The sequence below is a fragment of the Frankia sp. CcMO1 genome, assembly GCF_977945845.1.
This window is the reverse complement of record NZ_CDWTMG010000111.1, coordinates 1-14,920: the sequence shown is the minus strand read 5'-3', so window position 1 is coordinate 14,920 and position 14,920 is coordinate 1. Positions and strand designations below refer to the sequence as shown.

The window sequence follows — 14,920 nt, the reverse complement described above, 5'->3', positions numbered from 1 at the left end:
GCAGGCCACGCCGAGCCAACATTACGCACAGTTACCAAACTGGCTGGGGTCTCACGCCCACCCCGGTTAACTTCGAAGACCCCCTATACCCAGGAAGAGCCGGGCAACCTCGCTCCTCGCCTTCTTCGTGCTTTTTTCGGAGCGTAGCCTGCTGGGTGCTTCGGGTTGCCGACTAGGATGGCTCTGTCGAACGTCGGCTGAGTCCGGCCATCCCGGGTCGAGCCGGTGAACCCTTCCATCGCTCCGGAGACTGGTGCATCTCAAGAACTTGACCCTGCGGGGCTTCAAGTCCTTTGCCAGCTCGACCTCCCTGCATCTCGAGCCGGGAATAACCTGCGTGGTCGGGCCCAACGGGTCGGGCAAGAGTAACGTCGTCGACGCCATCGCCTGGGTACTGGGGGAGCAGGGTGCCAAGGCCCTGCGTGGCGGCACCATGTCCGATGTCATCTTCGCGGGCACGCCCGCTCGCCCGGCCTTGGGGCGCGCCGAAGTACTCCTGACGATCGACAACTCGGACGGCGCGCTCCCCATCGAGTACACCGAAGTGACCATCGGGCGGCTGATGTTCCGCAGCGGCGAGAGCGAATACACGATCAACGGTACCGGTTGTCGCCTGCTGGATATCCAGGAACTGATGAGCGACTCGGGTATCGGCCGAGAGCTGCACGTGATCGTCGGCCAGGGTCAGCTCGACGCGGTCCTGCACGCGCGCCCGGAGGATCGCCGCGCCTTCATCGAGGAGGCCGCCGGCGTCCTCAAACACCGTAAACGCAAGGAGAAGGCACTCCGCAAGCTCGAGGCGATGTCGGCGAACCTCACCCGCCTCACCGATCTGTCCGCCGAGCTGCGTCGGCAGTTGGGGCCGCTCGGTCGCCAGGCGGAGATCGCACGTAAGGCCGGTGTGATTCAGGCTTCGCTCCGGGACGCCCGCCTGCGCCTTCTCGCCGACGATCTCCATCGTGCCCGGGCCGCGATCGCCTCCGACCTCGCGGACGAGGAGGCATTGCGGGCGCGGCTGACGACCACCGAAGCCGCTCATGCCGCGGTCGCCCACCGGGAGGAGCAGCTGCAGGCCGACCTGACGGCGATCGTTCCGCGCGCCACCGGCGCCCAGGAGACCTGGTACGCCCTGGCATCCCTGCGGGAACGGCTGCGGGGCACCCGTTCGCTCGCCGTCGAACGGGGTCGCCTGTTGCGTACCGCGGCCGACGACGTACGTGGGCGCCGCGACCCCGAGGAACTGGAACAGGAGGCCACGGCGGTCCGGGAGCAGGAAATCGCCCTCACCGAGCGGCTGGAGCGTGATCGGGACCTGCTCGCCGAGGTGGTCACCAGGCGTGCCGATCTCGAGGCCGCGCTCGCCCGGGAGGAGAAGGAGCTGATCGCCGCGGCACGCGCGGCGTCTTTTCGCCGTGAGGAGATCGCGCGCCTTGCCGGCCAGGTGGAGGCTGCCAGGTCCCGTGCCACCAGCGCCGAGAACGAGATAGCACGGACGACCGAGGCACTCGACGCCGCGCGGGAGCGGGAGACCGAGACCTCGGCGTCACGTTCGGCCCTCGAGATCGAACTCTCCCGGATGGAGAGCGCACGGGAGGATCTCACCGAGCGGCACAGCGCGGCCGTGGCGGTGCATGCCGCTGCCGCCGAGCGGCTCGAGGTCCTGCGCGGTGAGGAGCGTAGCGCCGAGCGTGACCGCGCCTCCTGGGCTGCGCGACGTGACGCGCTGCATCTCTCCCTCGCGTCGGCCGACGGAGCCGCGGCACTGTTGAGGGCTGCTACCGGCGCGCAGACCGCGCAGACCGCGCAGACCGCGCAGACCGGGCGGGGCGCCTCGAACACGGCGGAGGACCCGGCTCCGGCACTGGATCCGACCCTCGAGGTGATCGGCCGGCTGGCCGGCGTCCTGAGCGTGACCGCCGGCGCGGAGGCGGCCATCGCCGCGGCGCTGGGCGCGGCGGCGGACGCCCTGCTCGTCGGCACGTCGGAAGATGCCATGGCGGCCTTTGCGTGGCTGCGGGAAACGGGCGCCGGCCGAGCATCGCTGGTGGCCGCCGTCACCGTCGCGGATGAGCCTGACGCCTGCGCCGATCCCGCCGCCTGCGCCGGCCCTGTCGGCAGCGCGGCGACCGACCCGGGGGCGGCCAGCGCCGACGGTCCGCTCCCGGCCGGTGCCGTTGCCGCGCTGGACCTGGCGGAGATCGGTGACGACCGGTTCCGTACCGCCGTGTCGTCCCTGCTCGCCCGGACTGTCGTGGTCGAGGATCTGGCAGCGGCTGAGCGGGCCACGGCGTTGCGTCCCGACCTGCGGGTGGTCACCCGCGCCGGCGACGTCATCGGTGCGCCCCTCTCGATCGGTGGCAGCGCGAACCCGCCGTCTGCGATCGAACTGCAGGCCGCGGCGGACGAGGCCGAGGCCGGCGTGGCGGAGGCGACCCGTCGCGTCGAGTCCGCCCACGAGGCGTTCGAGCCCGCGCGTGCCGAGGTGACCCGGGCCCGTACCGCCATCGACGCGGCACTGGCGGCGCTGCACGGGACCGATGCCCGGCACCGGGCGCTGTCCGAGCAGATGGCGCAGCTCGATCGTTCGGGAGGGGCCGCGGCATCCGAGATCGCCCGGCTGGAGGCTGCCCGATCACGGGCCGAAACAGCCCGTGATCGGGCATACGGAGCGTTGACCGAGCTCGAGGCGTCGCTCGCCGCGACATCTGAGCAGCCGGAGGCGGGGGAGCGTGCTCCGGATGAACGGGACCGGCTCGTCGCGGCCACCTCCGCCGTGCGCGCCGCCGAGGTCGAGGCCCGGTTGGCCGTCCGTACCAGCGAGGAGCGGGTGCGAGGCCTGCAGGGACGCGCCGACGGACTGATCCGCGCGGCGGCGAACGAGCGGGCGGCACGGGCCGCGGCGGCCCGTCGGCACGAGGTCCGCGAGCGGCAGGCGGCCGTCGCGACGGTGATGGGGGAGGCGGCCCAGGTCGCTCTCGACCGACTGGACCATTCGCTGGCTCGCGCCGCGGCGGAGCGGGAGAAGGCCGACGCACTGCGCAAGGCCGCCGAGACGGAGCTGGTCGGGGTGCGTGACCAGGGGCGCGCCCTGGCCACCGAACTCGCGGCGCTGCGCGACGCCGCCCATCGCGACGAGCTGGCCCGAGCGGAGAAGCGGCTGCGGGTGGAGACACTGGAAGCCAAGGCTCTGGAGGAGCACGGCATCGACGCGGACGACCTGGTGGCGGAGTTCGGGCCGGGCACGCTGGTCCCGCCGGATGAGCCCGACGGCACCGCGGTGCCGTTCGATCGAGCCGAGCAGAGCGCCCGGGCTGCCACCGCGGAGAAGCAGCTGGCCCGGCTGGGACGGGTGAATCCCCTCGCCCTCGAGGAGTTCGCCGCGCTTCAGGAGCGGGCGGCGTTCTTATCCGCGCAGCTCGAAGACATCAAGAGCACCCGCCGGGATCTTCTACTGGTCGTCGAGGAGGTTGATCTGCGGGTGCGTGAGGTCTTCGCCGTCGCGTTCGCGGACACCGCTCGTGAGTTCGAGATCGTTTTCTCGACGCTGTTCCCGGGCGGTGAGGGCCGGCTGGTGCTTACCGATCCTGATGACATGCTCACCACGGGCATCGAGGTCGAGGCGAGGCCGCCGGGAAAAAAGGTGAAGCGTCTGTCGCTGTTGTCCGGCGGGGAGCGTTCACTGACCGCACTCGCTCTCCTGCTCGCGATATTCCGGGCCCGTCCTTCGCCCTTCTACGTGCTCGACGAGGTCGAGGCAGCTCTGGACGACCGCAACCTCGGCCGGCTGCTCGATGCTGTCGAGGGTCTGCGCGAGAAGTCGCAGCTGATCATCGTCACCCACCAGAAGCGGACGATGGAGATCGCTGACGCCCTGTACGGCGTGGCCATGCGGGGCGACGGGGTGACGACAGTGATCAGTCAGCGGCTGCGGGAGCGGGCGGCGCTCTGACGCCGCCGCCCTCCCGCCGGGCGAGCGCCACGGCCTTGTGGCGTCATCTGTCAGGATCGGTACGTGGAGCTCCTCATCCTGATCGTCGTCATCGCCGTCGTCGTACTGGCCACCGTGGGCCTGGTGGCCGGCACGGCCCTGCGCCGACGCCCCCGCCGATCCGTCGAGGAAGGCCCGCGCCCGGGCGCCGACTACCGTCCCGGGGTCGGTGACGATGCCGAGGTACCCCGAGATTCGGCGACCAGGACGGTCGACGACATCGGTCTTCCCGATGTGCTGCCGCCGTCCCCGACGGAGACCGAGGGCGTCGGCGCCCCGCCCGCCGAGATACCGGCCGCGCCGGGGATCCCGGTCCAGGAGCGGATCCCGCCGGAGGCACCGCCGCCGGCCGCCGGCCGCCTCGTCCGGCTGCGCCTGCGGCTGGCTCGTTCGCAGAACGCGCTCGGTCGCGGATTGCTCTCCCTGCTGTCCGGCGACAATCTCGACGAGGACGCGTGGGAAGACGTGGAGGCGACCCTGCTCCTCGCCGACGTCGGGGTTACGGCGACCACCGAGCTGGTCGCCGCGCTGCGGGAACGCACGAAGGTGCTCGGTGCCCGCACGCCTGCGGATGTGCGGGCGGTGCTGCGCGACGAGCTGCTTGCCCAGATCGGTACGACGACCGACCGATCGCTGCGCACGACGGCCCCGGATCGTCCCGCCGTCGTACTCGTCGTCGGTGTCAACGGTACGGGCAAGACCACGACCTGTGGAAAGATCGCGCGGCTGCTGGTCGCGGACGGGCGTACGGTCGTGCTGGGCGCGGCGGACACGTTCCGTGCCGCGGCCGCGGATCAGCTTCAGACCTGGGGTGAACGGGTCGGCGCGATCACGGTCCGCGGGGCCGAGGGGGGTGACCCCGCGTCGGTGGCGTTCGATGCGGTCCGACAGGGCACGCAGAGCGGTGTGGACACCGTGTTGATCGACACCGCCGGCCGGCTGCACACCAAGGCAGGCCTGATGGACGAGCTGGCGAAGATTAAAAGAGTGGTGGGCAAGCACGGTCCGGTCGATGAGGTGCTGCTCGTGCTCGACGCCACGACCGGTCAGAACGCGCTTGTCCAGGCACAGGTGTTCACGCAGGCGGTTGATCTCACCGGAGTCGTGCTGACCAAGCTGGACGGTACGGCCAAGGGCGGGATCGTCATCGCCGTGCAGCGCGAGCTCGGCATGCCGGTGAAACTGATCGGCTTGGGAGAGGGTCCAGACGATCTTGCTCCCTTCGAGTCGGAGGCGTTCGTCGACGCCCTGTTGGGCGAAGCTGGCTGATCGATCGAGTGGCCGCCGGATCGGCGAAGACCACAACGTGCTCAGCGTCAAGGCCTTCCGGCCGTTCGGCATGTGACCTAAGCTTCATCACTGAGCGGAGCTGTGGGGCTCCGTGGTCAGCCGCGCCATGTTCCTCGGTGTTCTCCTGGCCGGGGGGTGAGCGTCCGGCGAGGCGTCTCGCCCTCCTCAGCGCAGAGGGCGGGCCCGGCAGGTGAATGACCAGGTCGGTGTCCGTGCGGGCATGCCTCGCCGGGCCGCGCACGTCGCGTCCGCGTCGATCGGCCGATGCGTGACGTCGTCGGTTGATCGGACGCGGGGGTGTGCTGTCCTCGTCGTCGGGTGCGTACGCTGGTGCCTGCGGTCCGTCTGCGATCTCGGAGTGTGTGCGCGTGTTCGACACCCTTTCCAGCCGCCTCGACAAGGTCTTCGCGTCGCTGCGTGGCAGAGGGCGCCTTACCGATGCCGACATCGACGCCACCGCGCGGGAGATCCGGGTGGCTCTGCTCGAGGCAGACGTCGCGCTCCCGGTCGTCCGTGGCTTCGTGGCCGCGGTGAAGGAGCGTGCCCGCGGCGCCGAGGTCAGTGCGTCGTTGAACCCTGCCCAGCAGGTAATCAAGATTGTCAATGAGGAGCTCGTCGCGATCCTCGGCGGCGGCACGACGACGCTGCGGTACGCCAAGACCCCGCCGACGGTGGTCCTGCTCGCCGGCCTGCAGGGAACGGGTAAGACCACCCTGGCCGGCAAGCTCGGGCACTGGCTCAAGGCCCAGGGTCACACCCCGCTGCTGGTCGCGGCCGACCTGCAGCGTCCGAACGCGGTCAACCAGCTGCAGGTGGTCGGGGCGCGGGCCGGGGTGGAGGTCTTCGCGCCCGAGCCCGGCAACGGGGTCGGGGATCCGGTGCGCGTCGCGCGCGACGCGCTCGCGCACGCGCGCCGGCAGGTCTTCGATGTGGTCGTCGTCGACACGGCCGGGCGGCTCGGCGTCGACGAGGAGATGATGCGGCAGGCGGCCGACATCCGCGACGCCGTCTCACCGGATGAGATTCTCTTCGTCCTGGACGCGATGATCGGTCAGGACGCGGTCGCGACCGCGAGCGCCTTCGCCGATGGCGTGGGATTCAGCGGAGTGGTCCTGACCAAGCTTGATGGCGACGCGCGCGGTGGTGCGGCCCTCTCGGTCGCCCAGGTGACCGGTCGGCCGATCATGTTCGCCTCCACCGGCGAGGCCCTGGACGACTTCGACGTCTTCCACCCGGAACGCATGGCGTCGCGGATCCTCGGTATGGGTGACGTCCTCACCCTCATCGAGCAGGCCGAGAAGGCGTTCGAGGCCGAGCAGGCCGAGGCCATGGCGGCGAAGATGGTCGCCTCCGAGTTCACTCTCGAGGATTTCCTCGAGCAGATGCTCGCGGTCCGCAAGATGGGCCCGATCGGCAACCTGCTCGGCATGCTGCCGGGTATGGGCCAGATGAAGGATCAACTGGCGCAGGTCGACGATCGGGACGTCGATCGGGTGGTTGCGATCATTCGGTCCATGACGCCGACGGAACGGCGTGATCCCAGGATCCTGCAGGCGTCCCGCAAGGCTCGGGTCGCGCGTGGATCCGGGGCCACGGTCACCGAGGTCAACCAGTTGCTGGACCGGTTCGCCGAGGCCCGCAAGATGATGCGGCAGATGGCCGGCGGCATGGGGATGCCGGGGGGGATGGGTCGAGCGAAGGCCGCCTCGGCTCGCAAGGCCGCGAAGAAGGGCAAGGGAGCCAGCCGCAAGGGTAATCCGGCGGCACGGGCGGCCCAGGCCAAGGCGCAGAAGTCCACTGCGCAGGAGCGGCTGGCGAAGGGCCCCGCGCTTCCGGACGGCATGCCGGATCTCTCGGCGCTGATGCGGCAGCAGGACGGCTTCGGTGGGATGCCGCCGCGCGGCCCCCGCGGGGGCCGTTGACCCGCGCGAGGCGGCCGTGGTGGATGCACGGGCTCCCCGGTCGTGCGCGGCGGTCACGATCTGGCAGACTGTAAGCTCAATACAGGCCCTGCCTGCCAGCGCCGGTGTGGCTGCCCTCATTCCTCGCGGTGTCGCGGTTCCTCGCGGTGTCGCGCGGGAGATGTGTGAGTGGTTGTCCGGCGCGGGTGCTTCCCACCACCGGGGCTCCATGCGCAGCCGTGGAAAACCAGTGGTCATCGACATGTCTGGAGCCGTTCGACCACCGTGGCAACCAAGATTAAACTGCAGCGTCTCGGCAAGATGCGCGAGCCGCACTACCGCATCGTCGTGGCCGATGCCCGTACCAAGCGGGATGGTCGGGTCATCGAGTCCATCGGGCAGTACCACCCCAAGTCCGACCCGAGCATCATCAAGGTCGACGCCGAGCGGGTGGGGCACTGGCTCTCGGTCGGTGCACAGCCCACCGAGCCCGTCCTCGCGATCCTCAAGGTCACCGGGGACTGGCAGAAGTTCAAGAACCTGCCGGCGCCCCCGCCGATGAAGGTCGCCGAGCCAAAGGCGGACAAGCGGGAGATCTTCCAGGCGGCCGCGCGGGCTGCCGCGGGCGCCGAGGACCGGCCGGCCACCACGCCGAAGAAGGCCAAGAAGTCCGGGTCGGCAGAGTCGGCAGAGTCGGCAGAGGAAGTGGAAGCCGCCCCGGCCACGGACGCACCGACGACCGCGGGGCAGTAGGTGCTGGAGGCGGCCCTCGAACATCTTGTGCGAGGCATCGTCGATCACCCCGACGACGTCCGGGTGGACCTGAACAACGGTCGGCGTGGACGTACCCTGGAGGTGCGGGTGCACCCCGAAGATCTCGGGAAGGTCATCGGTCGGCGAGGCCGTACCGCTCGTGAGCTGCGCACGGTGATGGGCGGTGTCGGAGGCCGGGGCCTTCGGATCGACGTTGTCGATGTGGATCATTAGGATCCGCCGATGCTGTCGCGAGCTTCGTCCTGATTGCTCGAGAAGTCGTGGCTGAGGAGATCGTCGTCGGGCGGATCGGCCGGCCGCATGGCATCCGCGGTGAGGTCACGATCGAGATTCGCACCGACGTGCCCCACCGCAGGTTCGCCGTAGGGGCAGTCCTCGGTCGCGAAGGGGGCGGAACTCCGCTCACCGTCTCCGGCGCTCGTTGGCACTCGGGTCGCCTGTTGCTTCACTTTCGCGGGGCGGACGATCGTGGCGCCGCGGAGGCGCTGCGCGGCGTGCTCCTGGCTATCGACGCGGATCAGGCGGGATCGCCGCTCGACGACGATGCCGCCGACGGCGAGGCCGTGGAGATGTGGTGGGATCGGGACCTGGTCGGCCTGCGGGCGGTGACCACGGCGGGCATGTTGTTGGGGCACGTCACCGACATCATTCACTCCCCTGCGGGAGACCTGCTCGCGATCGGCGGCCCGGACGGTGGCGAGCATCTCGTCCCCTTCGTCCGTGACATCGTGCCGACCGTCGACCCCCCCGCCGGCCGGATCGTCGTGGATCCGCCGCCCGGCCTGCTCGATCTCGATTGACTCGGGTCCTGCGCCGGAAGTTGGCTGCGCCGCCTCGGCCCGGTCTTCGGCTGGCGGGCAGGTCGGGTTTCCCGGCAGGCAGCCGATACCTCTGAGAACCGATATCTCTGAAAGCAGCCGATGCGCGCCGACATCGTCACCATCTTCCCGGCCTATCTCGAGCCACTGCGTCTGTCGCTCGTGGGCCGGGCCCAGGAGCGCGGAACCCTGCAGATCCATACACATGATTTGCGGATGTGGACCACGGATGTTCATCGCACCGTGGATGACGCCCCCTACGGGGGAGGCCCGGGAATGGTCATGCGGCCCGAGCCCTGGGACGCGGCGTTGTCGGAGATCACCGCACGAGTGGCCGGTAGCCGGCCCCGGGTCGTCGTGCCGACCCCGGCGGGGACTCCGTTCACTCAGCGCTATGCCGAAGAGTTGGCGCGCGAGCCCTGGCTGGTGTTCTGCTGCGGGCGCTACGAGGGTATCGACGCCAGGATGATCGAGACCTGGGCCGATGACGAGATCTCCATCGGAGACTATGTGCTGGCCGGGGGCGAGGCCGCGACTCTGGTGATTCTCGAAGCGGTTACGCGGCTGCTGCCCGGAGTCCTCGGTAACAGTGCCTCGGTCGTCGACGACTCTTTCTCCGACGGCTTGCTGGAAGGCCCGGTCTACACCCGTCCGCCGGTATGGCGGGGGGCCGAGGTGCCGTCCGTTCTCCGCTCCGGCGATCATGAGGCGATCGCCCGCTGGCGTCGTTCCCAGGCGCTTCGTCGTACCCTGTTGCGGCGCCCGGACCTCCTGGAACGCCGCGAGTTCGCCGAAGCGGACCGAGCCGTACTCGCTGCCGCCGCTGCCGAGGCTGCCGGGCGGATGGTGCCGGGCCCCCACCGAGGGGACCGGCCTGATCCATCGTCGTGACGTCGAGGGGCCGGGCGAGGGGTAGGGCGGTCCGGTCTCTCTCCTAGGTGTGGCACAGTAGGATGCAGTGTCCGTCGGTTCGTGACCGGTTCGGGCGGCCTCGGGTCGCATGTCTTCCCCGCGGGACACCTCGCGGTGATTGCGTCCACCCATGCCGGCCAGATCGGCCTCGACCATGGATTGTCCGTCTCGGTGCGTTCCGGGGCCGCGGACGATCCATTCTCAACTCTTCAGGAAGCGACTGCCATGCACACCCTGGACAGCCTCGACGCCGAGTCGCTGAGGACCGACGTGCCCGAGTTCTGGCCGGGCGACACCCTCAAGGTCCACGTGCGGGTTGTCGAAGGAAACCGTCAGCGCATCCAGGTCTTCCAGGGTGCCGTCATCCGCCGCCAGGGTGGCGGGGTGCGGGAGACCTTCACCGTCCGTAAGGTCAGCTTCGGCGTGGGCGTGGAGCGGACCTTTCCCCTCCACAGCCCGATCGTCTCGAAGATCGAGGTCGTGAGCCGCGGTGACGTCCGACGGGCCAAGCTGTACTACCTGCGTCAGCTGCGCGGTAAGGCTGCCAAGATCAAGGAGAAGCGTGAGCCGGTCGCGCGCTGAGGTCACCGCCACCCCGTGACGCGTCCGGATTCTCCATCCGCGACTTGCCGGTTGCCCGTGCAGGTGCCGTCGCCGTTGATGGAAGAAGATAGGCGGCACGGTCCGCAACGCTGTCGCAAGGTGCGGCTGGTGGCACGTCGACCGGTCCGATGAGGTTTGGCGGTCGATCCTGCGAGGTGGCGGCGTGAACGCATCCGATCCCAGTGGGCCTCGGGTACCGGGAAGGACCGAGTGCGGCCAGCCGGACGGCGCGCAGCCGAGCCCTGCGACCGAGCCAGACGGCCCGAAGGACCAGGCGCAGCCCGACGGTCCGGAAGCCACCGGTCGTCGGGTTTCCCGGCCCGAGGCGGCGCGGGCCCGTGGCCGTGGCTCGTTCCTCCGCGAGCTCCCGGTCCTTGTGCTGATCGCCTTTCTGCTCGCCCTGCTCATCAAGGCTTTTCTGGTCCAGGCGTTCTGGATCCCCTCGGAGTCGATGGAACGGACACTGCTCGTCGACGACCGGGTTCTTGTCAACAAGGTCGTCTACCACTTCCGCGACGTGCATCGGGGTGAGATCGTCGTCTTCAACGGCAAGGGGACCGGATTCGATCATGCCGAGTCCGTCGTCCCGCCGCCGAGCAACGCGTTCAGCAGGTTCGTTCGTGGCGCGCAGAACCTGTTGGGTCTCGGGGCTCCGAGCGAGACCGACTTCATCAAACGCGTCATAGCGGTCGGCGGCGACACGGTCGCGTGTTGCGATACCGCGGGCAGAGTCTCGGTCAACGGCCATCCGCTCGACGAGCCGTACGTCTACCAGAACGACTATCAGCGGTTCGGCCCGCTGACCGTCCCGGCTGGCTACCTGTGGGTGATGGGTGACCATCGCGGGGCCTCCTCGGATGCCCGGCAGAACGGGCCGATCCCGAAGCATGCGGTGGTGGGACGGGCCTTCGTCCGTGTCTGGCCACTCGGCCGGTTCGGATTCCTGGGCGTTCCAAACGATTTCGCCGGGATTCCCGTCGAGTCGGTGGTGTCTCCGGCTCCTCGTGCGCCGGCCGGGTCGGCCACATCAGCCGGGTCGGCCACGTCGGCCACATCAGCCACATCGGCCGCGTTGTCTTCCGCCGACGACGCCGCGGTGCCGCTGCCGGGCTCCCCGGCCACGGATGACGCATCCCTGTTCGCCCTTGCCGTGCTAATCCCCCCGGCGTGGACCGCCACCCGTCGGCCCCGCCGGATGCCACGAGGACCCACGCGCACGCGCGCGTCAGGGACGGCTCGGCGCCGCGGTCCGTCATGAGACACTACGGTGCCGCTCTTCGCCGGGATGCGGGGCTGTTCGGTTACGAGCGCGCTCTGAACAGGCATGGTCTCGGTCCGGTCGCAGGGGTCGACGAGGCGGGTCGTGGGGCATGCGCCGGACCCTTGGTCGTCGCCGCGGTGATTCTGGCTCCGGAGGCTCGTCGACGGCTGGCGCGGTTGGCCGACTCCAAGCTCCTGACCGAGCAGATCCGTGAGAGTGTTTTCGAGGACGTGACGGCCGCCGCCGAGGCGTGGTCGACCGTCGTCATCTCCGCGGCCGAGATCGATCGGGTCAGCCTGCACGTAGCCAACATCACCGGAATGCGACGCGCGGTGGCGCGCCTGCCTGTGCGCCCAGGGTACGTGCTCACGGATGGATTCGCGGTCGCCGGTTTCGGAGCGGAGTCGTTGGCGGTGGTGAAGGGAGACCGGGTGGTCGCGTGCGTGGCGGCAGCCTCGGTCGTGGCGAAGGTGACGAGGGACCGGATCATGCGTGCGTTGCACACGCGCTATGCCGAGTACGATTTCGCGCAGCACAAGGGATACGTCACCGCGGCCCACGCGGCGGCGCTGGCGCGCTGCGGACCGTGTGACGAGCATCGGATGTCGTACGTCAACGTGGCTGCGCATGCGGCGACGACGAGGGAAGCACGATCATTGCGGCTGGAGGACAGGGTGCTTGTGACCAGCCGGCATGGCGTCACGGAGACTGTATGAGCGCGGAAGACCTCGAGAAGTACGAGACCGAGATGGAGTTGCAGCTCTATCGCGAGTACCGCGACGTGGTGGGGCTTTTTTCGTATGTGATCGAAACCGAGCGCCGCTTCTACCTCGCGAACGACTACCAGATCGAGGTCAGGAACAGCACGGACGGCGAGGTCTTCTTCGAGTTGATCTTGCGTGACGCCTGGGTGTGGGACATGTTCCGTCCTGCGCGTTTTGTTAAAAATGTCCGAGTAGTCACCTTTAAAGATATCAACGTCGAGGAGTTGACCAAGGCCGAGCTCTGACGCCGACTCTCGGCGTCACGCTTTCCAGCCCCGGCCGCTTGATCGCTTCGGCATCTTGATCGTCTCGGCGGTATGTTCGGCAGATCGGCATCTCATTCCGGTCGGTCGTCGCCTGGATCGACAGTGCGAGTCGGCCCGTCACCGAAGCCCGTGATGCCCCGCTGAGATGTCCGCCCAGCTCGTTCCTGTGGAGAAACCCTCGCCATCCACATATCGATCATGTGGATGGCTCTCCGGCCCGCCCACGTCCACGCTGGTCACGACCGGCGGGCACCCGTCCCCCGGCGAACGGGAGCGGCGATGCGGGCAAAGGACGCACTGGGCAGGTTCGGCGAAGATGTCGCCGCCCGCCATCTGGCGGCGGTCGGCGCCGAGATCCTCGACCGTAACTGGCGCTGCCGCGAGGGCGAGCTCGACCTCGTTGTGCAGGACGGTGAGAGCCTGGTGTTCTGCGAGGTCAAGACCCGATCCGGGACGCGTTACGGATCGGCCGCCGAGGCCGTCGTGGGTCGCAAGGCGGCTTGGTGCGTTTCGACGTCCTCCTGGTGTCCCGCCCTCCGGCGGGTCCGGTTCGTGTCGAGCACATCCGGGGAGCGTTCTGATGGCCCTCGCGCGGGCCCGGGGGGTGGCGGTCGTCGGGGTCGAAGGTCACATCGTCGAGGTGGAGGCGGATCTCGCCAATGGTCTTCCGCGGCTGACTCTCATCGGTCTGCCCGATGCCGCGTTGCATGAGTCACGGGATCGGATTCGCGCCGCGATCGTGAACTCGGGCCAACGGTGGCCTGATCGGCGCATCACGCTCGGGTTGTTCCCCGCCACCCTCCCGAAATCGGGCAGTGGTTTCGACCTGGCTATGGCGGTGGCGATCCTCACCGCGGCCGGTGTGGTGCCGCGCGCCGCCCTGCTCCGTCGGGTACTCATCGGCGAGCTGGCGATGGATGGCCGGGTGCGCGGTGTCCGCGGGGTGCTCCCGGCGGTACTTCGGGCGGTGGCTGCCGGTATCGAACGGGTCGTGGTACCGGCGGGCAACGCCGCCGAGGCGGCGCTGGTACCGGGCGCGGTGGTAGAGCCCGCTGTCGATCTCACCAGTGTGCTGGCGCTCCTGCGGGGAGAGATCGCCGCCGAGCCCGTGGCGGCCCCCACGGCCGAAGCTGCCTCCACCGACGGTCAGGTCGGGGATCTGGCGGACGTGGCGGGGCAGAGCAGGGGCCGGCTGGCCGTCGAGGTCGCGGCGGCCGGTGGCCACCGCCTGTTCATGCAGGGGCCGCCCGGCAGTGGCAAGACCATGCTGGCCGACAGACTGCCCGGGCTGCTGCCGAACCTCGGTACCGAGGCCGCTCTCGAGGTGACCGCGGTCCATTCGGTCGCCGGCCTGCTGCCCGCGGACTGCCCGCTCGTCACCCGACCGCCGTATCGTAGTCCGCACCACAGCGCGACCCCGGCGGCACTCGTCGGGGCAGGCTCGACGGTGATTCGGCCCGGGCTGGCCAGTCAGGCGCACCGGGGCATCCTGTTTTTGGACGAGGCGCCAGAGTTTACCCGTCAAAGTCTCGATGCGCTACGTCAACCGTTGGAGAGCGGCGAGATCGAGATCGCCCGCGCTCGCGCGACGACACGGTTTCCCGCCCGCTTCCAGCTGGTTCTGGCCGCGAATCCCTGCCCGTGTTCGAAGGCCCGTGGCCCACGCGCGGTGGGCTGCGAGTGCCCGAGCCTGGTCCGTCGGCGCTATCTGGCCCGTTTGTCCGGGCCGCTCCTGGATCGGATCGACATCCAGGTGGCGTTGAGCGATCCCAGCCGGGCGGAGCTACGGGCGGACCGTGGCCAGGGTGATTCGTCCGCGGTCGTCGCGGCGCGGGTCGCCGCGGCCCAGGAGGCGACCCGGGTCCGGCTGGCCGGAACGCCGTGGCGGCTCAACGCGGAGGTGCCGGGGCCGGCGATGCGCCGACTGTGGCCGCTGCCGGCGAGGGCGACGGCCGTGGCCGAGCGGGCATTCGAAAGAGGCCTGCTCACCGCGCGCGGTCTCGACCGCGTCCTGAGGTTGGCGTGGACCTTCGCCGATCTCGCCGGACGGGGCACGCCCGGTCCCGAGCAGTTCGGTGCCGCGCTGGATCTGAGATTGCCCGGGTGGTCGGCATGAGCATGGGAGGCCCCCGTGGGGACGCTCCTGACCGTGACGTGAACCGTGTCGCGCAGGAGACCGTGTCGCGCAGGAGGAAGAAGCCGCATCCGGTGCCGTCTTCAGGGAGTGGGACATGAGCTCGACGACTCCGCCGGATGCCCGGGGGGCGGATCCCGGTCCCGCGCCCGGGAGGGTGGCACCGGGTGACACCGACTGGTCGGATCCCGAGCGGTTGGCCCGTGTCG

12 protein-coding genes and 1 pseudogene are annotated in these 14,920 nt (G+C 69.7%); all 13 read left to right on the top strand.

The genetic code is table 11. From position 1 onward, the window contains the following. The first annotated feature begins 253 nt into the window (after positions 1 to 253). The 13 genes and pseudogenes from smc (at position 254) to AC08OU_RS14300 (ending at position 14,693) form a co-directional block, all read left to right on the top strand. Positions 254 to 3,949, top strand: a complete 3,696-nt coding sequence (smc, locus tag AC08OU_RS14360) for a chromosome segregation protein SMC (protein WP_476601855.1) — start codon at positions 254 to 256, stop codon at positions 3,947 to 3,949. A 63-nt stretch (positions 3,950 to 4,012) separates the two neighbouring features. Continuing rightward, positions 4,013 to 5,257 (top strand): signal recognition particle-docking protein FtsY, encoded by a 1,245-nt coding sequence (ftsY, locus tag AC08OU_RS14355; RefSeq protein WP_476601854.1) that lies wholly within the window; start codon positions 4,013 to 4,015, stop codon positions 5,255 to 5,257. 389 nt (positions 5,258 to 5,646) lie between these two features. Continuing rightward, on the top strand, positions 5,647 to 7,200 hold the full coding sequence (ffh, locus tag AC08OU_RS14350) for a signal recognition particle protein (protein WP_476605091.1): 1,554 nt from the start codon (positions 5,647 to 5,649) through the stop codon (positions 7,198 to 7,200). Between the two features lie 264 nt (positions 7,201 to 7,464). Further along, on the top strand, positions 7,465 to 7,932 hold the full coding sequence (rpsP, locus tag AC08OU_RS14345; protein ID WP_476601983.1) for a 30S ribosomal protein S16: 468 nt from the start codon (positions 7,465 to 7,467) through the stop codon (positions 7,930 to 7,932). Beyond that, positions 7,933 to 8,166, top strand: coding sequence for an RNA-binding protein (locus tag AC08OU_RS14340; protein WP_462187775.1), 234 nt, complete (start codon positions 7,933 to 7,935; stop codon positions 8,164 to 8,166). A gap of 47 nt (positions 8,167 to 8,213) precedes the next feature. Then, positions 8,214 to 8,753, top strand: a complete 540-nt coding sequence (gene rimM, locus AC08OU_RS14335) for a ribosome maturation factor RimM (RefSeq protein ID WP_476601984.1) — start codon at positions 8,214 to 8,216, stop codon at positions 8,751 to 8,753. A 120-nt stretch (positions 8,754 to 8,873) separates the two neighbouring features. After that, positions 8,874 to 9,662 carry a tRNA (guanosine(37)-N1)-methyltransferase TrmD gene (gene trmD / locus AC08OU_RS14330; protein ID WP_462187773.1) on the top strand — a complete coding sequence of 263 codons (789 nt, stop codon included), beginning with the start codon at positions 8,874 to 8,876 and terminating at the stop codon, positions 9,660 to 9,662. Between the two features lie 246 nt (positions 9,663 to 9,908). After that, on the top strand, positions 9,909 to 10,265 hold the full coding sequence (gene rplS, locus AC08OU_RS14325) for a 50S ribosomal protein L19 (RefSeq protein ID WP_462187772.1): 357 nt from the start codon (positions 9,909 to 9,911) through the stop codon (positions 10,263 to 10,265). A gap of 184 nt (positions 10,266 to 10,449) precedes the next feature. After that, on the top strand, positions 10,450 to 11,544 hold the full coding sequence (lepB, locus tag AC08OU_RS14320; protein WP_476601985.1) for a signal peptidase I: 1,095 nt from the start codon (positions 10,450 to 10,452) through the stop codon (positions 11,542 to 11,544). Continuing rightward, positions 11,541 to 12,263: a ribonuclease HII gene (locus tag AC08OU_RS14315; RefSeq protein WP_462187770.1), complete on the top strand. Its 723-nt coding sequence runs from the start codon at positions 11,541 to 11,543 to the stop codon at positions 12,261 to 12,263. Before lepB ends, AC08OU_RS14315 begins: the two co-directional genes overlap by 4 nt. Beyond that, positions 12,260 to 12,556, top strand: a complete 297-nt coding sequence (locus tag AC08OU_RS14310) for a DUF2469 domain-containing protein (RefSeq protein WP_011437963.1) — start codon at positions 12,260 to 12,262, stop codon at positions 12,554 to 12,556. Before AC08OU_RS14315 ends, AC08OU_RS14310 begins: the two co-directional genes overlap by 4 nt. Positions 12,557 to 12,856: 300 nt before the next feature. Then, positions 12,857 to 13,158: pseudogene (locus AC08OU_RS14305) on the top strand (YraN family protein). Next, on the top strand, positions 13,158 to 14,693 hold the full coding sequence (locus tag AC08OU_RS14300; protein WP_476602415.1) for a YifB family Mg chelatase-like AAA ATPase: 1,536 nt from the start codon (positions 13,158 to 13,160) through the stop codon (positions 14,691 to 14,693). Before AC08OU_RS14305 ends, AC08OU_RS14300 begins: the two are co-directional and overlap by 1 nt. Positions 14,694 to 14,920 lie beyond the last annotated feature (227 nt).